This window comes from Rhodococcus sp. 14-2483-1-1 (assembly GCF_002259335.1).
GTDB lineage: Bacteria > Actinomycetota > Actinomycetes > Mycobacteriales > Mycobacteriaceae > Rhodococcoides.
Genome location: NZ_NPFX01000005.1, coordinates 300,188 through 321,176, shown reverse-complemented (window position 1 = coordinate 321,176; position 20,989 = coordinate 300,188). Strand labels below are relative to the sequence as shown.

Here is a 20,989-nt window from a genome sequence, read left to right as displayed (position 1 = left end):
CGGACACATCCTCGACCGCTACCTCGCCTCCAGTAATCGGCCCACCGAAGGCGGGGAGAAGCCGCACGTCAACCTGCACATCAGCCTGCGTGACCTCACTGACCTCCGCGGCGCTGCAGCGGGTGACGGTGGCAGTGGCAGTGGCGAGAACAACGGCACCGCAACCGAATCCGACTACGTCGATGTCGGTGGTGACGACGGCAGCGGCAGCGGCGATGAGTGCGATAGTGGCACTGGCACTGGCAGTGGTCGTGACGGCGCTACTGGCCCCACCGCGGATCGTCGCGCGTACAGGGACTTGTTCGGTGACGGCACCACCGTCGGGTGGCTGCCGTGGATGGGACCGCTCTCTCGCGAGACGTCTCGGCAGCTGGCCTGCGATTGTCTTCTGACCGCGATCGTCATGGACGAGAACGGTTCCCCGATCAATCTGGCCCGCACCGCCCGCACCGTCAACGCGAAACAGAAACGCGCCCTCACCGCCCGCGATCACGGTTGCGCGTTCCCCGGTTGCGGGAAACCCGCAGCATGGACCGAAGGTCACCACATCTGGCACTGGACCGACGGCGGACCCACCGACATGAACAACCTGGTCCTATTGTGCGGATTCCATCACCGACTGATCCACCACAGTGATTGGGAGGTCTTCATCGGCACTGACAACCACCCGTGGTTCATCCCGCCGGCCACCGTCGATCCGTACCGAGAACCCCGACAATCCCACGCCCGAGCCGGCCCCCACATCGCATAACCAGCTGAACCGAGACCAGCCCCGCACCGAGAACACGGTGCGGGGCTGGAAGAAGTTGATCATCAGCTCAATTCGAGTGAATCAGGATGGTCAGTCCTTGTTCTTCTCGGCGATGAACAGCTTCTCGATGCGCTCTGCTTCGTCTTTCTTGGCGTCAGCTTCCTTGGAACGCTCTGCAGCCTCGGCCAATTCGGCCTCGGACGGCGCTGCGGCCAGCTTCTCCTGCTTGTCGACCTGAGCCTGCTGAGCCTTCTTGCGATCCTCGGCTGATTTTGTCGCTGCCGCAGCCTGCTCGTCGGCCTTCTTCTTCTTGGCGGCGGCTTCACGCTCGGCTTCCTGAGCAGCCTCCCGCTTGCGCTGCTCTGCTTCCTGGCGCGCGTCACGTGCTGCTTCCTGGGCAGCGGCGTCGGCCGCTCGGCGATCCTTCTCTGCAGTCTCGCGAGCCACCTTCAGCTCGTCGTCCGCAGCGGCCTTCTTGGCGCGGGCCTCGGCGTCCAACCGAGCTGCCTCTGCTCGGTTCTCGGTGCTGTCGACCAACGTCTCGCCGCGATCCGCGAGGCTCTTGTCGCCCAACAGGTTTCCGACGGCGCGGTCCAAGGACCCGAGTGTGTGCTCGTACACCAGGCGGGCGGGTGATTCCGCATTCATCTTCTCGACCACGTTGGTCTCGATGAGCTGCAACGGGATTCGAGCGATCTTGTACTGAATGCGAAGAATAGTCATCGGTATGGCTAGGACACTCATGAAACGAAACTCCTGGTTTGCGGTAGTGGTTCAGGCTTGGTTGCGGAGCTCTTCGGCCTTCTTGCGATCGGCCTCGGCTTGACGAAGTGCCTCCTGGTGCTTCTGCGCGGCCACCATTTCGTCGGAGTCCGCTGCGGCCTGCTCGATGCGCCTGTCCTCGTCGGCTTCGATCTGCTCGGCGGTGGCGTCCACCTCCGCGGCTGCGCGCTCCTGCGCCACGGTCTCGCGCTTGTTCTGCTCGGCTGCCGCCACCTGTGTCTCCCGTACGCGATCCGCGTTGGCCTCGGTCACCGCGGCGTTCTTCTCCGCAGCTTCACGCCGGCTTTCGGCAGCTGTGCGCACGTCGGCCAGTTCCTCGCCGGCATCGGTGGCCTGAGCCTCCGCTACCCGCTCGGTGGCGTGCGCCTCCTTGCGCTCGCGCGCTTGGGCGGCCTGCAACTGACCCTCTGCAGTCAACGAGTCGTTGCCGGTCACCGCGCCCACGACCTCTTTGGCTTTGCCCTTGATTCCGTCGAGCAATCCCTTGCGTGCTTCGCCCGCTACGTTCTCGTCAGTCATGTAACTGCAGGTACCCACTGGCTGTACGAGTAACCCCGTGTCGGTCCCGGACGATACGATCGCCGACGAACGCATCAGCAGTGAGGAGACCTATGCCTATCGCCAAGATCAACGGCATCGACATCAATTACCAGGTCAAAGGCAGTGGAGACCTGGTGGTTCTCGTTATGGGTACCGGTAGCCCCGGCCGCGTGTGGGAGCTGCATCAGGTGCCCGCTCTCACAGCAGCGGGGTATCGGGTGTGCACGTTCGACAATCGCGGCATCGCGCCGTCGTCGGAGAGCACTCACGGCATCACGATCGAATCCATGGTCGCCGATACCGCGGGCCTGATCGAACTCGTCCGCAACGGCGAGGAGAAGGCCTTCGTCGTCGGCACGTCGATGGGTTCACGCGTCGCGCAGGAGCTGGCCCTGGCCAGGCCTGACCTGGTGCGCAAGGCCGTGTTCCTCGCCGGTCACGCCAGAGTGGACGAGTTTCAGAAGACCCTCGCCCATGGTGAGCGGGCCCTCTATGACAAGCGGGTCGAGCTCCCCGGCACGTACTCGGCGGCGGTGACGGCAGTGATGAACCTGTCGCCTGCGACGTTGCGTGACGGGCGCAGTGCCCGCGATTGGCTGGATCTGTTCGAGTTCTCGGCCTCCTCGCCCTCGGCCGGAGTGCGTGCCCAGCTGGGTATGGAGGACGACTTCGATCGAACTTCGGCTTACCGGGGGGTGTCGGTGCCGTGCCTGTCGGTGGGGTTCGCCGACGATCGGATGATCCCCGCCTACCTGGGCAAGGAGCTGGCGGACGCCATTCCAGGTGCCCGGTACGTCGAAATCGCAGATGCCGGCCACTACGGATATCTCGAGCGTCCCGAGGCAGTCAATGCGGAATTGCTCGGCTTTCTGAAGGCCTGACGGCACCATAGCCCGACCTGCGTTGCTAGGGTCGTGTGGCACCTCACGGTGCAGACTTACCAAACAAACGTTCGCGACGAGTGAGGCGAGATGAGTACCAACCCGTTCGATGACGAAGACGGACGCTTCTTCGTGCTGGTCAACGACGAAGACCAGCATTCGCTGTGGCCGACGTTCTCCGAGGTCCCTCAGGGATGGCGTGTCGTCTTCGGTGAAGACACCCGCGCTGCGTGCTTGGAGTACGTCGAGAAGAACTGGACCGATATGCGTCCGCGCAGCCTGCGTGAGGCCATGGAAGCCGACGCTGCTGCACGCGCCTCTGCCGAGGGAACCCCCAGCGCCGAGGCCTGAGCTTCGCGTTACGAAGTACCCGTGCCGCGCCGCCGACGAACCGTCGGTCGGCGCGGTTCTTCTTTGCGGCGAAGCGTCGGGCGCAGTAGTTCCTCGGTGCGCGCCAAGATGCGGGGCCGGCGCAGGGTGCGGGCACCCCACTCGCCCAGGGTCACGCCGGCGGCCAGGCCGCAACCGACGCCGAACGCTGCGAACAATGAGCTGATTCCCAGCAGTAATTGGTCGTTCAGAATCGCGTACAGACCGCGATACAGAGAGAGACCTGGCAGCAACGGCGTGATCCCGGCAACGGCAACGATCAACGGCGGAATGAGCGCACGACGGGCAAGCAGACCACCCGCGAACCCGACGACGACAGCGGCGATGGCCGACGCGATGATCGGACCCACATTGAGCGTCTGCGACAGCAGGTAGACGAGGGAGCCTGCGAAGCCGCCCATGAAAGCAGCCGTCAACGCACGTCGCTCGGCGTAGCAGGCAAGTGCATAGAACAACGACGCTGCTGCGCCTGCGAGCACTTTTGTGGGGACCTGCAGGATGTCCGGCGGTGCCAAGTTGCTGATCTGAGGCAGATCGCTACCGATCAACGCCGCAATGCGCAGCGACGTCGCAACACCGGCAATGATGCCGCCGGTCATCATCAACACCTCGAAGAATCTCGCCGACGCTGTGATCGGGGCACCGGTGATCGCGTCTTGCACCGAGCCGACCAGCGAGAGACCCGACAGCAACACGACCACACCGGCCGCGATGATCTGCGACGGCGAAATGCTGATGTTCAGCTGGTCCTGGAAGTTGTACAGCGTGATCGCCGGTGTCGCGGCCACGAAGCCGCCGACCACCTGCTGAAAGAAGAACGGCAGGCCTGCGCGGTTCAGCACGCGTCCGATGCGGTCGATCACCATCGTCGTCAGGAAGCTGACCACAGCCACCAGGGGGCCACCGCCGAGCAGCACACTGATGGCCGCGGCCATACCGGACCAGGCGAGGGTCGCGATCCAGCGGTTGTAGGGGTGCGGGGCCTTGGTGATGTCGTCGAGTCGGTCGAGAGCCACGCTGGGCGGGACCATCTTGACGCGGACCGCGCGAATGAGACGGTCGACCTCGGCCAGCCGCGTGAAGTCCATCGAGCGGTAATGCACGATGCGCATCGTCGACGCCGGAGGACGCGTCGGGCCGCGATGGGCGCTCAGAGTGATCGAGTTGTACGTGACGTCGACATCGCACCGTGCGAGGCCGTACGTCGCCGCGATGAACTGCACCTGCGTCGCAGTGTCCACCGCCGAAGTGCCCGAGGCCAACAACACCTCGCCGACGCGAACCGCAAGGTCCAGGACCTCGGCGACCGACGCATCGTCGGTCAGATCGATCGGGCGTAGAGGTGACGGCGCTGCGGTCGGCGTATCGATGGTGGCCCGACGCTCACCGGTGAGACGGCTCAGCGAAGCCGTCAGGTCTTGCAGGAAAGTCATGACCGTCTTTACACGTTGCTGGGGTGATCCACCGACAAGGTACCTGTTGACACTGAGCGTCCGATGAACGGATATGCTTGCCTCGCTTCACTGCCTCCTTAGCTCAGCGGTAGAGCACTCGCCTTGTAAGCGAGCGGTCAACGGTTCAATCCCGTTAGGAGGCTCCGACCACTCCGATCCCGGTGCCGGGCTCGGAGTTTCTCTTGCCTACTCCGCGTCGAATCAGCTCCTCGGTTCCGGATATCCGACGCCGATCGGAGTCAGGTATCCGAAGGTGAGGAGTCGATTGACTCGATCGGTCGAATCGACGCCCGTCGCAGTGATCCCCGTCCTGCCTGCGAGGTGTCGATTTCGGTTAGGGGCGTGAATCTGGGGATCGGTATCGGCTCGTGTTGACTTGGGTCTGCTGCATCGAGTGGCGAAACCTGCCGGATCTCAGTGGACGAGTCATCGAACTCGGCGGACTGCGTTGCTTATTCGACCGCACCCGATCTTGCGCTGGGGATTCTGACGTGTAAACCTGGCTCCCCATATTGAGTGCGTTGGCCCGGGGACTGCCTCCGGTTCAGCTGAAGCTGAATTGTGAGCGTCGTCGGGTCTGGTTCGAGAGTCTGCTGTCGTAGGGCATCATGAGTTGATGAGCGATCTCGAGTACCTCGCCACTTTGCTTGCTGGACTGGATGCTGAGATTGCACGCGTCTCTGCTGCCGAATCGGGCTCCGACGAGCAGTCATCTGCCGTCGATGACGCCGTCGATGCCGTCTTGCGGTTGCGCTCGAAGGTCAAGGCCGGTTACCCCGGCAAGAAGGCTTACTACATCGCAGTGTCGACCGATCCGAAGGGAATCAGGGTCGAGGGAATTGCAGCCCTGCAGGGCAAACGCGCCCACGAACTGGTGCGAGACGGCGGCTGGATGCACGCAGATTCCACCACTGTGCTCGACCTTCTCGATGACGATCAGATCAGTCGGTACGGAGCCGTCGCGGGACGCGGCGTGGCGCAGACGTTTCGAGATTCGCGTGAATACCTCTCAGCGGCACTAGGTCTCGCCGAAAAGTAGACAGCGGCAGCAGCGCAGGAACCCGGACTGTCGAACGCGACTTTCAGGGATGCGACCTGGGCCTGCGTCAGCCGGTCTTGTCCGTGGGAGTGATCGAGGCCATCTCGGCGGCGAATTCCGTAGCCATGGCGCGGGAGAGTGCCTGCGCCGCCGACAGTGGACGGACCATCACGGTGAAGTCGTCGATCAGGCCGTCGGAATCGAGGTGCAGGATGTCGCAGCCGTGCACGGTCACGTCGTCGATGCGGGCCTCGAAGAACATGACGTGGTCGCGGCCGCCGACGTCGTCGACGGTTTGGACGTAGCGGAAGTCGCGGAACACGCGAGTGACGGCGCGTAGTATCGCCGCGGTCGTCTGCTTGCCGTGGTACGGCTTGAAGGCGACGGGGGAGCTGAAGACGACGTCGTCAGCAAGGGTGGAGGCCATGGCGTCGTGGTCGTTCGCCTCGACGGCTTCTCGGAACAGTTGCACGCGTCATCTCCTTCAGTGAGGCCAGGACCGGGACGGCCACGATCCTGTTGTTATCCGCGAACCATACACAACTTTGCGACTATTGATTGGGGAATGCCGCGATCATCGGCGACCGGCGCGGGCGTCGAGTACTTCGAGGACGCGGGCACCCCAGCGGAGCGATTCCTCCTCGAACATTCGTCCTCGCATCAGGGTGAGGTAGGGGCCGATGCGATCAGCGGTCGCCAGAAAGTCGGTCTCGGTGCGTCCGTCGAGCAGGCGGTGCGCCATCCGGTCGTACCTGGCCAGCTTGTCGCGCGAGAGCTGCATTCGTTCGCGGATCGCGGCGGTCATAGGCTCGATGTCGCCGGCCTCCAGTGCGTGGACTGCGACCAGGTGCTCGTCGCGAATAGCAGGAAGTTTCGATCGCCTGTGACTGACCTGGCGCAGCGCCGCACGGCCTTTGTCGGTCAGGCTGAACAGTTTCTTGTTGGGCCGACCGTCCTGCTCGACCAGCTTCGCCGAGATCACGTCGTCCCGATCCATTCGATCGAGCTCGCGATAGAGCTGTTGGGGAGTGGCGGTCCAGAAGTTGGCGACAGTGGCATCGAACGCCTTGGACAGGTCGTAGCCCGACAGCTCCCCGTCGACCAGTGCGGCGAGCACGGCATCACGTAGCGACATGATTCGGCACAGTACCCGTGGCGCACTCCACATAGTACTTTCGTATACAACTTATTGTATATTTTGCTCGATGGAGGAGCGGTGGACGTGGTGAACGAAAAGGACCAGTTGCGTTACGTGGCCCTCGGCGACAGCCAGACGGAGGGGCTGAACGATGGCGACGAGGAAACGGGCTTTCGTGGCTGGGCCGATCGGCTCGCCGAGCACATGGCCGAGAGCGAAAACGGGGTTGCCTATGCCAACCTCGCGGTGCGTGGTCGCAAAGCCGCGCAGGTCAGGGTCGAGCAGTTGCCCGCTGCATTGGCGTTGAGACCGAGCGTTGCGTCCGTTGCTGCCGGCGTCAACGACATCTTGCGGCCGAATTTCGATGCTCGCACTGTGGCAGGTGAACTGGGCGCGATGTTCGGCGCGCTGCGGTCCGCCGACTGCACCGTCATCACCATGACGTTTCCCCGTCTCGCTCACCCGGTCCCCGGTCGGGCGGTCATTGCGAAACGTATGACCGAGCTGAACTCCGAGATTCGCAGGGCTGCAGAGGAATTCGGAGTCGTATTGATCGACCTCGAGCAGCACGATGTGGCATCGGACCCGCGGCTGTGGAGCTGGGACCGTCTGCATCTCAACGAGACCGGACATGCGCGGCTCGCCGCAGCTGCCGCCTATGCACTGGAGCTGCCGGGTGCCACGGACGCGTGGAATCTCCCTCTGGCACCGCTCACACGCCCGCGTCTGGTCTCCCGAGTTCGTGCCGACCTCACCTGGGCCGGCATGTTTCTCGCGCCGTGGTTGACTCGCCGACTCCGTAGACGTTCGTCGGGCGACAGCCGGACGGCCAAACGACCGGAGCTGACCTCGATGCTCGGGTAGAACTTCGACTGGAGCCTGATCGAAGTTACGGTGACCCGGGCGCTCTGTCGGTCCGATTCGAAGCGGCCGACTGTTTGGCCTTGTACAGAGCGGTGTCGGCCTGGGTCAGCATCTCTTCGAGGGTGCTGGCTCCAGTGTTGTGCGCGACGCCGATGCTGATCGACACCGAGACATGTCCGTCGACGACGTCGATCGGCGGGGACGTCGCAATGACCATCTCGCGCTCGATGTCCGCGGCGGATCGAGTTCGGCCGAGCAGGGTGTCGTCGAAGATGGCCGCGACGAACTCGTCTCCGCCGATTCTTCCGAACACGGTGCCGGAGTCGCAGACCGCAACCAGCCGCGCGGCCGTTGTGCGTAGAACTTCGTCTCCAACCAAGTGGCCGTACGTATCGTTGATGGCCTTGAAGTCATCGAGATCGATGAACATCACTGCCGCTGGAGCAGCTGTCTCCGCAGTTGTTCGCTCGATTCGTTCGAGCAAGGCGGCGCGATTGAGCACGCCGGTGAGATCGTCGACCCGCGACTTGACCAGGAGTTCGCGATACGCCTCGAGCAGACTGCCGGTTGTGGCCGCAAAATCGGTGACGTCTCGGAAGCTGATCGCAACGACACCGTCGATATAGTTTGCAGTCACCTCCAGCGTCCTGTCCGGAATGAAGAGGGCTTGCACCACCCTGGTGACCTCGCCGCGAGTGGCTACCGCGGCACGGTGCAGATCGTCGAAGTAGGACCCTCTCGTCACCGGCAGTGCCTCGTGGATGTGCCGTCCGACCACCTCCGTTCGGCTGACGCCCAGATGGCGCTCGGTCTGATTGTTGATGTACCGCAGCACCATCGCTTCGTCGACGATGGCGAATCCGAGCGAGACACAATCGAGGATCCGACTCCACCGCACGTCCGGCATGAGGTCTACGTGCAGTCCCGTCGGTGGCTCGACAAGCGAGACGACCCCGGTGAGCACCGATGGCGAACCGTCGGGGGCATGTTCGATGGACACACTCCGGGTTAGTATGTGCCGTATGTTGCTGCCGCGGTCGATGATTCGATAGATGCGCTCTGCCCCGATGGACGCGCACGCATCACCGTAGAGGGCTCGGAGCACAGCGGTATCGTCCGGATGTACGCGACTGCGCCAGATGTCGAGGGCGGGCCGATCGTCGTGACCGACGTCGAATATCGCGGCTGCGCGCGTATCCCACTCCAGGTATGACGTGCCGATATGAAAGCGGGTGATCCCGATGGACGCCGCGTGCGGTGCCATGTCCGAGACGAGTGGTTCCCCGCCGAACGGCGAGTGTGGGGTGTCGACCATACGACTCCGTCCCTCGACCGACCCTGTTCCTATCGAGTGTGTACCAATGGACCGATTCACGTCATGGAATCGGGGGTTCTGTCGGTTTCAGGGTTTTGTCGAGGGGTATATGTCAGAACTTCGGCACGATGTTGCCGGTCGCCCACTCGAGACTGAGTGGAGACGGGAATGCAATCGACTGAGCCTCCGTCGGAGAGAGTGGAACGTAGTTCCCGCGCGCGACTGCGGACAGGGATGCGATACCCGGGAGCGTTCGGAAAGCGTCGAGATCGGCTGGTTGTCCCGTCGCGATCACGAGATCGGCGTCGTTGTCTGCCAGGTATTCGTAGGTGATCTGTGCTCGCCCCGGAATGGAGCTGGTCGGCAGCCCGGTCGCGTAGTCGGTGGGCCGCATGCCGAGCGAGTCGAGAAATTGCGCACCGGCGTCGTCGGTCGAATTGACCACGTAGACACTGCCGTTGGCGGGGCCGACGAAGAACGTGAACGTCTTACCGGTCAGCTCGGGGTTGGCCTCTGCCGCAGCGGAGATCGTCGAGTCGGTCTCCGCGATCACCCGCTCACCGTCGTCGCTGCGCCCGAGCGCGGCCGCGATCGACCTGGTGGCGTCCTCCCACGTTTCTGCCGAGGGTGTGCTGTCGTAGTGCACAACAGGCGCTATCGCCGACAGCTGTTCGTAGCGGGTGTCGAGTCCGAATGCCTTCGTCCCGACGATCAGGTCTGGTTCGTAGGCGAGCACGTCTTCGATCGACAGGTCGGCATTGGCTCCTTGGAGGAACGCTGGGGCATCTTGATCGCCCAGCTCGGCCTCGGCCCACGGTTGGAACCCCGACGCGGCGGTTGCTCGGGCGGTGGCCACCGGCGTCACTCCCAGCGACAGCAGAATGTCGGCGTCGGTCCACGACAGCGCGACCACACGGGTGGGCTCCGAGCCGACCACGGACGAACCGAGTGCCCCCTCGATCGTGACCGGGAACTCGGCAGACGTGTTCGCGCCCGTCGGTGGTACGGGGTCGGGTGACTCGCTCGACGAGCAACCGGACAGAGATAGGACGACAACCGCGGCCAGGGCACCGAAAAACCTACGCATAACGGACGATTGTAGGGGCCGAGGTCTTCGAGTAGGGCAGTGGCGATCAGGTCGTGCAGTGTCCAGGACCTCCCCGCGATTTTGTCCACCGCGGTGCCGGAAACAGCAAGGGTGTAGTCGCCGCCGAAGTGCATCACGTCCACGGCGTTTGCCGCGGTCGATCGAAAGCGCGGCAGCATTCTGCTCGAGTTGCGCCGCGGTGGCAAGCTTGGCTGCGGCTATCGATATGCCAGTGGCATGGACGTGGTGACGGCAAAATGCCCCTCGTCGTAATCCACACCCGACGTGCGTGGCGTGGATTGCAGCTAGGGGCGTGGATCGGGTTCTTCCGACCCCGGAACCACGGCCAGTGCGCGTCGCATCCAGCCGTACACCCTCTGGTCGTTGAGGAGCGTGAAATGGTGTGCGCTGTTGATCGCCAGACCATCGTCCGGCCGAAGTCCTATGTCACGCAGCTTGTTCCGTCCTCCGGCGCTGTCGGTGCGAACGAGGCCGTCGCCCACGAATATCCCGACCGGGTGCCGCGGGTTTCCGGTAACGACGGCGGAGGCGTGATGATGCCGCACCCCATCCGGGACCGAGATGTCCATGGCTGCGCCGACGTCGAATCTGTCGGCGTAGCTGGCATGTCCCTCGTCTTCGGTGATCGATCCGTGAATCAGGTCGCGGACTCCGGCGCTTCGACGCGCCAACAGGTTCGCGAACGGACGGGTCTCGGGCGTGAGTGCCAGCGCTGCTGTGGCGACGTGCACGCCACGCGCAAGCGGCGCACCCAGATGTGGTGTCCCCAGAGTGAATACGTCCGTCAACAGCTCCACCCATCGGCGGCCGTTCTCCGCAGCGTGGTGTGCGGCGCTGCGCGAGACCAGCCCGCCCATGGAATGACCGACCAGGGTGATGCGGTGAACCCTGACGGGCCAGGCCGGCACGAGCTGTTCCAGCAGGTCCGACAGGTCGGCACCGTTGGTGGCAATTCGACGACCGGTGTTGTAGCGCAGAACGATCGAGGTTGTTCCGGCTTCTGAATCCAGGCGCTCCCCGTACGTGGGTCGCCCACCGAGCCGCCATGCCGATTCGGTCTCCACGAGCCCGTGCAGGAACACCACGAGGTGCGCTCCCGCGTCGGGAAACGCCGCGGCCAGAGCGCGGTATTTCGGAACAACCGGGCGTCCGTCGACACGTATCGACATCGGGTAGGCGAGGACTCGGGAACTGCGCTCCATATCGTCGCCGATGAGACCGTGCAGGACAGCGATGGTCTGCGCGCCGCCGGTGGTGTGCGACGGCGACGGTCGGGTGTCGTCCTCGGTCACGTCGTCGCCGGTCACGTCGTCGTCGCCACCGGTCAGCGCGCCGACTGTCTTGGCTGCGCCGGAGCAGGCGGCGACGATGCTCGCGTAGGTGCCGGCGGCGATCGCGTCGTGCATCAGCTGTGTCGGCAAGACAGCCGGCCCTACGCCGAGTTTCACGGCGGCAAATGTGCGTCGTGCAATAGCCGAGTGAACTGCGCGAACACCACCGGCGGCCGACGCCAACTCGCGAAGGCTGATTTCTGCGAGTTCGCCCAACTCCTGTGTGCGCTGAGTTTTCTTCCCCACTCGATTCAGTGTACGTGTGTCCACTGGATCCGCCAGGGCTGGGATGGCTGCGGTTTTCCCACGTCACCGTCGCTCGAAATACTCGTGGACCTGGCGTACCGACATCGCTCCTTCACCGACTGCGGATGCGACTCGCTTCACCGATCCGCTGCGGACGTCGCCCGCGGCGAACAGGCCGGGTCGGCTCGTTGCGAGCGTCCCGCACAGCGCTGCTCCGATCTGCAGGTCACCGTCTCCACGAGCGAGAGCTGCGTCCGTACCGGTGAGGACGAACCCGTGTTCGTCGAGTGCGATGGCGTCGGCAAGCCACCCCGTGTAAGGCGTCGCTCCGATGAACACGAACAGGGCGTGCGCTCTGATCGTGGCCTGTTCGCCCGTGCGGTTGTTCTCGACCACGACTTCGTCGAGGTACTTCTTGCCGCGGACCTCGCGAACCTCGGTGTGGCGATGCACGGTCACGTGCGGGTGGTGCTCGATCTGGTCGACCAGGTAACGGGACATGCTCTTTCCGAGATCGTCATTGCGGATGAGCAAGTGGACGTCCGAAACATGTTCGGCAAGAAACACTGTCGCCTGGCCTGCGGAGTTACCGCCGCCGACGATGGCCACCGGGTCGGTCCCGCACATGCGGGCTTCCTGATGAGTGGCGGCGTAGTACACACTCGTGCCTTCCAGTTCCGCGATACCGGGAACGGTCAACTTGCGGTACCGCGCGCCGGTGGCGAGCACGATGGACCGGCCGCGAACCGTGCCGCCGTCAGAGAGCCGGAGCACGTGGTAACCGGCTTCGGACGTCAATCCGGTCACCTCTGCCGAGACCAGGATGCGAGCACCGAACTTATCGGCCTGGATCACAGCCCGCTCGGCCAATTCGGATCCGGAGATTCCGGCCGGGAATCCCAGATAGTTCTCGATTCGGGAGGAGGTGCTGGCCTGTCCCCCTGCGGCGATCGTCTCCAGTGTCACCGTGTTCAACCCGTCCGACGCTCCGTATACGGATGCGGCCAGTCCGGCCGGTCCTGCACCCACGACGACGAGATCGAACACGTCCTGGGCCGCGTTCGGCACGGAAAGTCCGACGATGCGTGCGAGCTCTGTGTTCGTCGGATTGCGCAGTACCTTCTCGCCGTGCCAGATGACGACGGGAACGTCCTCGGGGGCGATGTCCAGGCTACGCAACAGCTGCTCCGCCCGCTCGTCCCGCTCCAGATCGATCCATTTGTGAGGCAATCGATTTCGCATTGCGAATTCTCGAAGCCGCAACGTGTCCGGTGAATAGCAGGAGCCGATGATCCGGAACCCCGAGCCGAGCCCGATCAGCAGGTGTCGACGCAGCAGGTAAGCCCGCAGGACCAGATCGCTCAGCACTGGATCGTGGGCAACCAGTTCGCGCACCCGCTCGGCGGGAGTGACGAGCAGCTCGCCGTCTTCGATCGCTTCGGCGGTGTAGAACGCCACCTGACCTTCGAGCAGTCCGAGCTCACCCAAGAAGCGTCCGGGTCCGTGCACGCGAAGTATCCGACGTTCACCGTCGCGGTCACCCTCGTCGAGAACGGCAACCTTGCCGGACAGAACGACGAAGAAGTCGTTGCTGGGCGCACCCTCGCGTATCAGCACTTCTCCGGTACGAACCGATCGACGTGTGCCACCGACCTCGAGCACTGCGACCTGATCGTCCGTCAGCCGCGGGAACGCGCCGTGCTCGTCCGTGGTCTCGTCGACGACGGCTGGACCGGCGTCCTCAGACGAGATTTCGGTCGACATAACACCACCTCCAAGTTTCTCCTGGTTCCATCGACCGAACGATCGGATGGCCGACGACATGTGCGTGCGCGCTCGCGTGTCTGCCCGGCGAGGAGTCGCAACACCCGACGTGTCCGCACGTCAGGCACAGCCGCAGGTGCACCCACGGGGTCCCGAGACGGAGGCATTCTTCGCAGCCCTGCGGGGTTCTGGGCACCACGGACCGGATTGCATCGACGTGCGGGTCCACATGCACGAAAGTCATGATGTCGCCTCCTTGCCTGCATTCTCCGAAAGCGCTCGATCGAGCCATGCGCGTAGCTGGGGTACCGGGGCTGCACCGGCCTGCCGAGCGAGGACCTCACCCCGATCCATCACCAGCAGGGTCGGCACGGCCCTGACGGTGAATCGTTCGGACGTCAGGGGTGCGGCATCCACGTCGACCTTGACCAGCTTGATCCGGCCCGCGCGTTCTCCGGCGAGCTGTTCGAGCGCCGGGCTGACCATGCGGCACGGTCCGCACCAGGTCGCCCAGAGATCGACGAGTACGGGTACCAAGGGGTGTTCGGCGATCTCCGCGAAGTCCTCGTCCCGTGCTGCGGCGATCCACGGCAGCGGCTCGTGGCAGTTCCCGCACCGGGGTGTCCCGTCCGCTGCGGCAGGCACCCTGTTGACCTTGCCGCAGTGTGCGCACTTCACCTTGTCCGATTCCATGGCGACATCTCCTCTCAGGCCGCCGCGACGGCGGGTTCCGCATACGCGACTACGAGTTCTCCGTCGACCACCGTGACGGTGATGGTGCCGCCTGGTTCGATGTCCCCTCGCAGTAACGCGCGACCGATCTTGGTCTCGACCTCGTGGGCGATGTATCGACGCAATGGCCGTGCACCGTAGACCGGGTCGAATCCGCGTTCGGCGACGAGCCTGCGCGCGTCCGGGGTGATGTCCAGATCGATCCTGCGCTCCGACAAGCGGTTTCGAAGATCGGCGAGCTGCAACCCGACGATGTGCTCGATCTGGGGCAGGGTGAGTGGGGTGAACAGCACGATGTCGTCGACCCGGTTGAGGAACTCGGGACGGAAATGCCCACGCAGTTCCGCGAGAACCCGCTCGCGGGCGTTCGGCTCGATCTCGCCGTCGGGTGTGACTCCTTCGAGGAGATGCTGGGAACCGATGTTGGAGGTCATGATGATCACCGTGTTCCTGAAATCGACCTGCCTGCCTTGTGAATCGGTGATCCGGCCGTCGTCGAGCACCTGTAGCAGGGTATTGAACACATCTGCGTGCGCCTTCTCGATCTCGTCGAAAAGCACTACCGAGTACGGCTTTCGGCGCACCGCCTCGGTGAGCTGTCCGCCCTCGTCGTACCCCACGTATCCGGGAGGTGCCCCGATGAGCCGGCTCACCGTGTGCCGCTCCTGGTACTCGCTCATGTCCAGGCGCACCATGTTGTCTTCGCTGTCGAAGAGAGCACCGGCCAATGTTTTTGCGAGCTCGGTCTTTCCCACGCCCGTCGGGCCCAGAAAGATGAACGACCCGATCGGCCGGCGTGGATCACGGATGCCGGACCTCGCCCGGATCACCGCGTCCGCGACCAGCTGCACCGCCTCGTCCTGACCTACGACCCTCTCGTGCAGAATCTCGTCGAGCTGCAACAACTTCTGTCGCTCGCCTTCCTGCAGCCGAGCGACCGGGATCGAAGTCCACGCAGCCACGATTTCGGCGATCTCGTCCTCGGTGACTACTTCGCGCAACAACGGGCTCCGGCCTTGTCTGGTGACCAGCTGCTCCTCTGCCGACTCGAGCCTGCGTTCGAGCTCGACGATCTCGCCGTAGCGCAACTCGGCGGCCCGATTGAGGTCGTAGGCGCGCTCCGCCTCCTCGGCCTCGTGGCGCAAGCGCTCGAGCTCGCTCCGTAGCTCTTGCACCCGGCGGATCGCCTGTCGCTCCGCCTCCCACTGAGCGTGCCGGGCATCGGCCTCGGCCCGCAGGTCGGCCAGCTCCTTGCGCAGCTCGTCGAGACGTGCCTTGCTCGCTCCGTCGGTCTCTTTGGACAGCGCGGCATCTTCGATCTCGAGCCGGGTCACCTTCCGGGTGAGTTCGTCGAGTTCGGCCGGCATCGAATCGATTTCGGTGCGCAACCGAGCGCACGCCTCGTCGACCAGATCGATGGCCTTGTCCGGGAGAAAGCGGTCGGTGATGTAGCGGTGCGAAAGGGTGACGGCAGCGACGAGAGCGCCGTCCTGAATCTTCACGCCGTGAAACACCTCGAGGCGTTCGCGGAGTCCGCGCAGGATCGAGATGGCATCCTCGGCGCTCGGCTCGTCGACGAGGACGGTCTGGAACCGTCGCTCCAGTGCCGCATCGGATTCGATGTGCTTGCGATACTCGTCGAGCGTGGTGGCACCGATCATGTGCAGCTCGCCTCGGGCGAGCATCGGCTTGAGCATGTTGCCGGCGTCGAGAGACCCCTCACCGCCCACTGATCCCGCACCGACAACGGTATGCAACTCGTCGACGAACAAGAGAATCCGCCCGTCGGCTGCCTTCACCTCGGCCAGCACCGCCTGCAGACGCTCCTCGAATTCCCCGCGGTACTTCGCGCCGGCCACCAGGGAACCCATGTCGAGTGAGAAGATCGTTCTGTCGCGCAGGCCTTCCGGAACGTCGCCGCGGACGATCCGCTGGGCAAGGCCCTCGACGATCGCGGTCTTCCCGACGCCGGGGTCGCCGATCAGAACCGGATTGTTCTTGGTCTTGCGGCTCAGGATCTGCGTGATCCTGCGGATTTCGGCGTCTCGTCCGATCACCGGATCGAGTTTGCCCGCCCGCCCCTCGGCGACCAGATCGCGTCCGTACTTCTCCAGCGCGTCGTACGCACCTTCCGGGCTGGCCGAGGTGACGCGTTGATTGCCGCGCACCTTCGTCAGCGCTGTGAGGAAGGAGTCCCTGGTGATTCCGTGACGGGCGAGTACTCGCCCTGCCGCAGTGGCCGAGCCCTCTTCGGCTAGGCCCATCAGGAGATGCTCCACCGACACGTAGGAATCTTTGAGCCGCTTCGCCTCTCGCTCGGCGGCGTCGAGGAGCACGGACAAGCGTCGGGTGATCGTCACCTGACCGGTCGCGGCACCGGGGCCGCTGACCTTGGGCCTTCGTGAGAGTTCACGTTCCAGATCGGATTGCAGGGCATCGACTTCGGCACCGGCCTGCTCGAGCAATCGGGGCACCAACCCATCCTGCTGACCGACCAACGCGAGCAGTAGGTGCTCTCCGTCGACCTCGGTGTGACCCATTCTGGTCGCGAGGCTCTGGGCCTCCTGCAGCGCTTCGCGCGACTTCTCGGTCAGGTTGCTGATGTCCATGTGGTTGTCCTCCTTCTGCGGGAAGATGCTTCGAGTGTCTCGATTCGTTCCAGCAGGTCGAGCACGAGCCCGATTGCCGAGTAGTTCAGGCCGAGACCGGTCCGCAGTCGTCGAATGCGGGCAGCATGGGCCACTTCGGTTGGCGCGAAGAACATTTCGCCACCTACGACGCGTTCGACGTCGAGCAGGCCGAGGGCCACGAGCTTTCGTGCCAGTTCCGGATGCAGCCCGGTACGTTCGGCGAAGGCGTCGGTCGACAATTCGGTGCGACGAACCAGTACGTACCGGACCACCGGGTTCGGGTCGCTCATGTCTTTGTCCTCGGATCGAAGTTCGATTCTGCGGCCAACTGCTCGAACAGTGCGCGTTCGCGTGTTGTCGGTTTCGACGGCACCATCACCTTGATCTCGGCGTACAGGTTGCCGTTGGTGCCACGTGCATTCGGCATTCCTTCGCCGCGCAGGCGCAGCTTCCTTCCAGTCGACGAGCCCGGAGCCACTTTGACTTTCGCCTCGCCACCCGGGGTGGGGACGGCGACGGTCGCCCCGAGGACCGCCTCCCATGGCGATACCGGGAGGTCGACGTGAATGTCTCGGCCCTGTACTCGGAACCGGGAATGTGGCTCGATCCGCACCACGAGGTACAGATCCCCTTGCGGCGCGCCACCGTTGCTCCGTCCGCCTTGTCCGGCCAACCGAATTCGCTGGCCGTCCACGACCCCGGCCGGAATGTCGACGTCGTACTGCCGTCCGTCCAGTCCGAGCGTGCGTGTGCCGCCCCGGTACGCCTCCTCGACCGTCAAGGCCAGTTCCGCTTCCTGATCGGCACCGGGAATCGGCCCGTATCCGCCACCGCCGCCGAACATCTGCCCGAAGAGGTCGTCGAGATCGACGCCACCGTCGCCACCGGGACCGAAGTGCACGCGTCTGCTCCCGCGGTCGTATCCTCCGCCGCTGTTCCCGCCACCGCGGTATCCACCCGAGTGGGTGCGGGTCCGTTCGTCGTAATCCTCGGGGACACGCCGAAAGTCGGCACCGAACCGGTCGTAGCGTTTCCGAGTGTCCGGGTCGGACAACACCTGGTAGGCCTCGTTCATCTCCTTGAACGTGTCTTCCGCAGTGGGGTCCTTGTTCACGTCGGGGTGATACTTGCGAGCCAGCTTGCGGTAGGCCTGCTGGATCTCGTCGGTGCTCGCGCCCCGTGGGACTCCGAGCGATTCGTAGTGGTCACGCGCCATCGGTGCTCACCCCTCGGGGCGGCTGACGACCACCGACGCCGGCCGCAGTTGCCGTGCGTCCTCTCCGTAACCCGGACGGACGACGTCGATCACGGTCCCGGACGGAAGGTCGGGCCGGACCACCACGCTGACCACTTCGTGCAGTTGCGGGGAGAACGGAACTCCGACCTCGTCGTGACGCTCGAAACCGAACCGTGACAGCACCTGCACCGCCTGATCGCGGATCGCCTTGACGCCGTCGACAACGGTCTGCGAATCGCTGTCCGCATGTGCCAACGCAAGTTCCAGATTGTCCAGTATCGGCAGCCACGCCGCGGACACCTTCGTCACCTCCGCGGCCCGTTCTCGCTCCAGGTCCTTGGCATACCGCTTGCGCAGGTTGTCCAGATCGGCAAGGGCTCTGCGCCAGCGGTCGTCGAGTCGAGCCTCCTCTGCACTCGCGGCGGCGTGATCCGGTACTGTCTCGGTTCGATCTCCTTCCGTGACGTCGGCCGCTGGTTCGGGTGTCGAATGATCTGCAGCCCTTTCCATCTCGTGCCTCAGCTTCGATCGAATTCGGCGTCGATCACGTCGTCGTCATCGGTCGAGGCGGCGTCCGCGCCACCGACCTGACGTCCGTCACCGCCATCCTGGACCGGCACGAGCCCGTAGAGGAGCTGTTGAAGCTCGGAGACGAGCGGTTGTACATCTGCTGGCGGAGCGCCGTCCTTCACGGCCTTTCTGGCATCGGCGATCAGCATCTCGGCCCGTGCCCTGTCGTGCGGTGGCGCACTGTCGCCGAGTTCGGCGAGTCGCCGTTCTACCTGATATGCAACGGAATCGAGTTCGTTGCGCGCGTCGACAGCTTTGCGCAGCGCCTCGTCCTCGCCCCGATTCCGTTCGGCCTCGGCCAGCATGCGTTCGACCTCGCTCGGGTCCAGATTGCTCTGCTCACTGATCGTGATGCTCTGTTCCTTGCCGGTGTCCTTGTCCCTGGCCGTGACATTGAGGATGCCGTTGGCGTCGATATCGAACGTGACCTCGACCTGGGCGTCGCCGCGCGGTGCGGGCCGGATGTCTTCCAGACGGAAACGTCCGAGCGAACGGTTGTCGGCGGCCCGCTCGCGTTCGCCCTGCAGCACAACGACATCCACGGCGGACTGCTCGTCCTCCGCGGTGGAGAACACTTCGCTGCGGCGGGCCGGGATGGTCGTGTTGCGCTCGATGATCTTGGTCATCACCCCGCCCTGTGTCTCGACGCCGAGAGACAACGGGGTGACGTCGAGCAGCAGCACGTCGGAGACCTCGCCTTTGAGCACGCCGGCTTGAACCGCCGCGCCGAGAGCCACGACTTCGTCCGGATTGACGCCCATGTGGGGGTCCTTGCCGCCGGTGAGCCGGCGAACCAGGGCTTGCACCGCCGGGATGCGCGTCGAACCACCTACCAGAATCACTTCGTCTATGTCGTTGGCGGTGACCTTGGCATCACTCATTGCCTGCTTCACCGGGTCGAGGCAGCGCTCCACGAGATCCGCCGTCAGATCCTCGAACTTCGATCGCATGACGGTGGTCGTGAGGTGCTTGGGACCGTCCGAATCGGCGGTGACGAACGGCAGGTTGACCTGGGCCTGGGTCACCGAGGACAACTCGACCTTGGCCTTCTCTGCGGCCTCGAAAAGGCGCTGCAACGCCTGTGCGTCCTTGCGCAGATCGATGTTCTCCACCTGCTGGAAGTCGTCGGCGAGGTAGTCCACCAGGCGTCGATCGAAGTCGTCCCCGCCCAGGTGAGAGTCGCCGGCCGTCGACCGAACCTCGACGACACCCTCGCCGACGTCGAGCAAGCTCACATCGAAGGTGCCGCCGCCGAGGTCGAAGACCAGTACGGTTTCGTGGACCTGCTTGTCCATGCCGTACGCCAGCGCCGCAGCGGTCGGCTCGTTGATGATCCGCAGGACTTCGAGGCCCGCGATGCGGCCGGCGTCCTTGGTGGCGTTGCGCTGCGCGTCGTTGAAGTACGCCGGAACTGTGATGACCGCTTCCTTGACCTTCTCGCCGAGAAACTTGCTCGCGTCGTCGACGAGCTTGCGCAGTACGAGGGCACTGATCTCCTCCGGCGCATACTTCTTGCCCCGCACATCGATTCGGGCCTCGCCGCTGTCACCGGACACGATGTCGAAGCTGACCGCTCTTGCCTCATCGGAGATCTCGTCGTAGTGGCGTCCGATGAAGCGTTTCGCCGAGTAGATCGTGCCCTTCGGATTCAAGATCGCCTGCCGTCGGGCAAGCTGACCCACCAGCCGTTCTCCGCTCTCGGTGAAGGCCACCACCGACGGCGTCGTCCGCGCTCCCTCGATATTGGAGATCACCACCGGCTCGCCGCCTTGCCAGCTGGCGATGACGGAGTTGGTGGTGCCCAGGTCTATACCCACAGCAGTCGCCATGACTCGTTCCTTTCGATCGGTCCGGCCGGTGAGCATGTGGACAGCGTCGTCCGTTACCCCGACATCGGCGAAGACTTCGTAGTGAGGTGGTTGTACTGGCTGGTACGAGTCGAGATCGGCACGCCTGTTGGGAAATGCAGGTCGAGAAGGTGGCCGACGCACCCGCAGCGCAAAATAATTGAATGAGAGCGAATGTGGCTGTTAGACAGCATTATTCACCGTACAACGGAGGTCGACCGCATGAATCCTTGGTCGCGACTGTCGTCGTCGGCGAGTGTCGGGCGTTCGATATTTTTGTATCCGTGCAAACAGATCGTGATGTTCGAGCCGATACGCGGTGTGGGCAGTTCGCAGCAGCACGCTGAACTGACCGGTAACCCAAAACGT

The 20,989-nt window shown here is 64.2% G+C and carries 21 protein-coding genes and 1 tRNA gene; 6 read left to right on the top strand and 16 right to left on the bottom strand.

The window, feature by feature from the left end:
• Positions 1–751, top strand: a 751-nt coding sequence (locus tag CH294_RS05075) for an HNH endonuclease signature motif containing protein (protein ID WP_141216445.1), incomplete at its 5' end; no start/stop codon positions are given.
• 90 nt (positions 752–841) lie between these two features.
• On the opposite strand, the gene CH294_RS05070 is transcribed toward CH294_RS05075, so the two are convergent.
• Positions 842–1,495: a hypothetical protein gene (locus tag CH294_RS05070; protein ID WP_032405548.1), complete on the bottom strand. Its 654-nt coding sequence runs from the start codon at positions 1,493–1,495 to the stop codon at positions 842–844.
• 30 nt (positions 1,496–1,525) lie between these two features.
• Entirely contained in the window at positions 1,526–2,053 is a 528-nt protein-coding gene (locus CH294_RS05065) for a hypothetical protein (RefSeq protein WP_032405928.1), read from the bottom strand.
• A 92-nt stretch (positions 2,054–2,145) separates the two neighbouring features.
• On the opposite strand from CH294_RS05065, the gene CH294_RS05060 reads away from it, so the two are divergent.
• Both CH294_RS05060 and CH294_RS05055 read left to right on the top strand, forming a co-directional pair.
• Positions 2,146–2,955, top strand: a complete 810-nt coding sequence (locus CH294_RS05060; protein WP_032376225.1) for an alpha/beta hydrolase — start codon at positions 2,146–2,148, stop codon at positions 2,953–2,955.
• Between the two features lie 90 nt (positions 2,956–3,045).
• Positions 3,046–3,306: an MbtH family protein gene (locus tag CH294_RS05055; protein WP_032376226.1), complete on the top strand. Its 261-nt coding sequence runs from the start codon at positions 3,046–3,048 to the stop codon at positions 3,304–3,306.
• A gap of 8 nt (positions 3,307–3,314) precedes the next feature.
• On the opposite strand, the gene CH294_RS05050 is transcribed toward CH294_RS05055, so the two are convergent.
• A complete protein-coding gene (locus CH294_RS05050) occupies positions 3,315–4,778 on the bottom strand; it encodes a threonine/serine exporter family protein (protein WP_032376227.1) in 1,464 nt (487 codons plus the stop codon).
• Between the two features lie 92 nt (positions 4,779–4,870).
• Here CH294_RS05050 and CH294_RS05045 point away from each other — a divergent pair.
• Positions 4,871–4,942 (top strand) — tRNA-Thr (locus CH294_RS05045).
• A 473-nt stretch (positions 4,943–5,415) separates the two neighbouring features.
• Complete coding sequence (locus CH294_RS05040) at positions 5,416–5,838, top strand: hypothetical protein (protein ID WP_037172685.1); 423 nt, start codon at positions 5,416–5,418, stop codon at positions 5,836–5,838.
• A 67-nt stretch (positions 5,839–5,905) separates the two neighbouring features.
• Here the strand turns inward: CH294_RS05040 and CH294_RS05035 are convergent, their stop codons facing one another.
• Together CH294_RS05035 and CH294_RS05030 are read right to left on the bottom strand one after the other, a co-directional pair.
• Positions 5,906–6,310: a nuclear transport factor 2 family protein gene (locus tag CH294_RS05035; protein ID WP_094737172.1), complete on the bottom strand. Its 405-nt coding sequence runs from the start codon at positions 6,308–6,310 to the stop codon at positions 5,906–5,908.
• Positions 6,311–6,412: 102 nt separating this feature from the next.
• Complete coding sequence (locus CH294_RS05030) at positions 6,413–6,973, bottom strand: PadR family transcriptional regulator (protein WP_094737204.1); 561 nt, start codon at positions 6,971–6,973, stop codon at positions 6,413–6,415.
• An 87-nt stretch (positions 6,974–7,060) separates the two neighbouring features.
• Here CH294_RS05030 and CH294_RS05025 point away from each other — a divergent pair, with 87 nt between their 5' ends.
• A complete protein-coding gene (locus CH294_RS05025) occupies positions 7,061–7,840 on the top strand; it encodes an SGNH/GDSL hydrolase family protein (RefSeq protein WP_212709763.1) in 780 nt (259 codons plus the stop codon).
• A 25-nt stretch (positions 7,841–7,865) separates the two neighbouring features.
• Here the strand turns inward: CH294_RS05025 and CH294_RS05020 are convergent, their stop codons facing one another.
• The 11 genes from CH294_RS05020 to dnaK all read right to left on the bottom strand — a co-directional run bounded on the left by CH294_RS05020 (position 7,866) and on the right by dnaK (position 20,602).
• Positions 7,866–9,155, bottom strand: coding sequence for a sensor domain-containing diguanylate cyclase (locus tag CH294_RS05020; RefSeq protein WP_094737171.1), 1,290 nt, complete (start codon positions 9,153–9,155; stop codon positions 7,866–7,868).
• Between the two features lie 112 nt (positions 9,156–9,267).
• Complete coding sequence (locus tag CH294_RS05015) at positions 9,268–10,242, bottom strand: iron-siderophore ABC transporter substrate-binding protein (protein WP_094737170.1); 975 nt, start codon at positions 10,240–10,242, stop codon at positions 9,268–9,270.
• Positions 10,243–10,547: 305 nt separating this feature from the next.
• Complete coding sequence (locus CH294_RS05010) at positions 10,548–11,840, bottom strand: alpha/beta hydrolase (protein ID WP_141216444.1); 1,293 nt, start codon at positions 11,838–11,840, stop codon at positions 10,548–10,550.
• Positions 11,841–11,903: 63 nt separating this feature from the next.
• Positions 11,904–13,604 (bottom strand): FAD-dependent oxidoreductase, encoded by a 1,701-nt coding sequence (locus CH294_RS05005; RefSeq protein ID WP_094737168.1) that lies wholly within the window; start codon positions 13,602–13,604, stop codon positions 11,904–11,906.
• The gene (locus CH294_RS05000) at positions 13,582–13,848 is read right to left on the bottom strand and encodes a UBP-type zinc finger domain-containing protein (RefSeq protein WP_094737167.1); all 267 of its coding nucleotides are present in this window, start codon (positions 13,846–13,848) and stop codon (positions 13,582–13,584) included. Before CH294_RS05000 ends, CH294_RS05005 begins: the two co-directional genes overlap by 23 nt.
• Entirely contained in the window at positions 13,845–14,297 is a 453-nt protein-coding gene (gene trxA / locus CH294_RS04995) for a thioredoxin (protein ID WP_094737166.1), read from the bottom strand. The genes CH294_RS05000 and trxA overlap by 4 nt, the downstream gene beginning before the upstream one ends.
• Before the next feature lie 14 nt (positions 14,298–14,311).
• On the bottom strand, positions 14,312–16,945 hold the full coding sequence (clpB, locus tag CH294_RS04990; protein WP_094737165.1) for an ATP-dependent chaperone ClpB: 2,634 nt from the start codon (positions 16,943–16,945) through the stop codon (positions 14,312–14,314).
• Positions 16,927–17,256 (bottom strand): chaperone modulator CbpM, encoded by a 330-nt coding sequence (locus CH294_RS04985; RefSeq protein WP_094737164.1) that lies wholly within the window; start codon positions 17,254–17,256, stop codon positions 16,927–16,929. Before CH294_RS04985 ends, clpB begins: the two co-directional genes overlap by 19 nt.
• Positions 17,253–18,182: a J domain-containing protein gene (locus CH294_RS04980; protein ID WP_094737163.1), complete on the bottom strand. Its 930-nt coding sequence runs from the start codon at positions 18,180–18,182 to the stop codon at positions 17,253–17,255. The genes CH294_RS04985 and CH294_RS04980 overlap by 4 nt, the downstream gene beginning before the upstream one ends.
• Before the next feature lie 6 nt (positions 18,183–18,188).
• Complete coding sequence (locus CH294_RS04975; RefSeq protein WP_094737162.1) at positions 18,189–18,713, bottom strand: nucleotide exchange factor GrpE; 525 nt, start codon at positions 18,711–18,713, stop codon at positions 18,189–18,191.
• Between the two features lie 8 nt (positions 18,714–18,721).
• Positions 18,722–20,602 (bottom strand): molecular chaperone DnaK, encoded by a 1,881-nt coding sequence (dnaK, locus tag CH294_RS04970; RefSeq protein WP_094737202.1) that lies wholly within the window; start codon positions 20,600–20,602, stop codon positions 18,722–18,724.
• Between the last annotated feature and the right edge of the window lie 387 nt (positions 20,603–20,989).

Bases quoted from the DNA above. Each gene is read 5' to 3' on its own strand.
- CH294_RS05070 (WP_032405548.1), bottom strand. From the start codon at position 1,495: ATGAGTGTCCTAGCCATACCGATGACTATTCTTCGCATTCAGTACAAG.
- CH294_RS05065 (WP_032405928.1), bottom strand. From the start codon at position 2,053: ATGACTGACGAGAACGTAGCGGGCGAAGCACGCAAGGGATTGCTCGAC.
- CH294_RS05060 (WP_032376225.1), top strand. From the start codon at position 2,146: ATGCCTATCGCCAAGATCAACGGCATCGACATCAATTACCAGGTCAAA.
- CH294_RS05055 (WP_032376226.1), top strand. From the start codon at position 3,046: ATGAGTACCAACCCGTTCGATGACGAAGACGGACGCTTCTTCGTGCTG.
- CH294_RS05050 (WP_032376227.1), bottom strand. From the start codon at position 4,778: ATGACTTTCCTGCAAGACCTGACGGCTTCGCTGAGCCGTCTCACCGGT.
- CH294_RS05040 (WP_037172685.1), top strand. From the start codon at position 5,416: ATGAGCGATCTCGAGTACCTCGCCACTTTGCTTGCTGGACTGGATGCT.
- CH294_RS05030 (WP_094737204.1), bottom strand. From the start codon at position 6,973: ATGTCGCTACGTGATGCCGTGCTCGCCGCACTGGTCGACGGGGAGCTG.
- CH294_RS05020 (WP_094737171.1), bottom strand. From the start codon at position 9,155: ATGGTCGACACCCCACACTCGCCGTTCGGCGGGGAACCACTCGTCTCG.
- CH294_RS05015 (WP_094737170.1), bottom strand. From the start codon at position 10,242: ATGCGTAGGTTTTTCGGTGCCCTGGCCGCGGTTGTCGTCCTATCTCTG.
- CH294_RS05005 (WP_094737168.1), bottom strand. From the start codon at position 13,604: ATGTCGACCGAAATCTCGTCTGAGGACGCCGGTCCAGCCGTCGTCGAC.
- CH294_RS05000 (WP_094737167.1), bottom strand. From the start codon at position 13,848: ATGACTTTCGTGCATGTGGACCCGCACGTCGATGCAATCCGGTCCGTG.
- trxA (WP_094737166.1), bottom strand. From the start codon at position 14,297: ATGGAATCGGACAAGGTGAAGTGCGCACACTGCGGCAAGGTCAACAGG.
- clpB (WP_094737165.1), bottom strand. From the start codon at position 16,945: ATGGACATCAGCAACCTGACCGAGAAGTCGCGCGAAGCGCTGCAGGAG.
- CH294_RS04985 (WP_094737164.1), bottom strand. From the start codon at position 17,256: ATGAGCGACCCGAACCCGGTGGTCCGGTACGTACTGGTTCGTCGCACC.
- CH294_RS04980 (WP_094737163.1), bottom strand. From the start codon at position 18,182: ATGGCGCGTGACCACTACGAATCGCTCGGAGTCCCACGGGGCGCGAGC.
- CH294_RS04975 (WP_094737162.1), bottom strand. From the start codon at position 18,713: ATGGAAAGGGCTGCAGATCATTCGACACCCGAACCAGCGGCCGACGTC.
- dnaK (WP_094737202.1), bottom strand. From the start codon at position 20,602: ATGGCGACTGCTGTGGGTATAGACCTGGGCACCACCAACTCCGTCATC.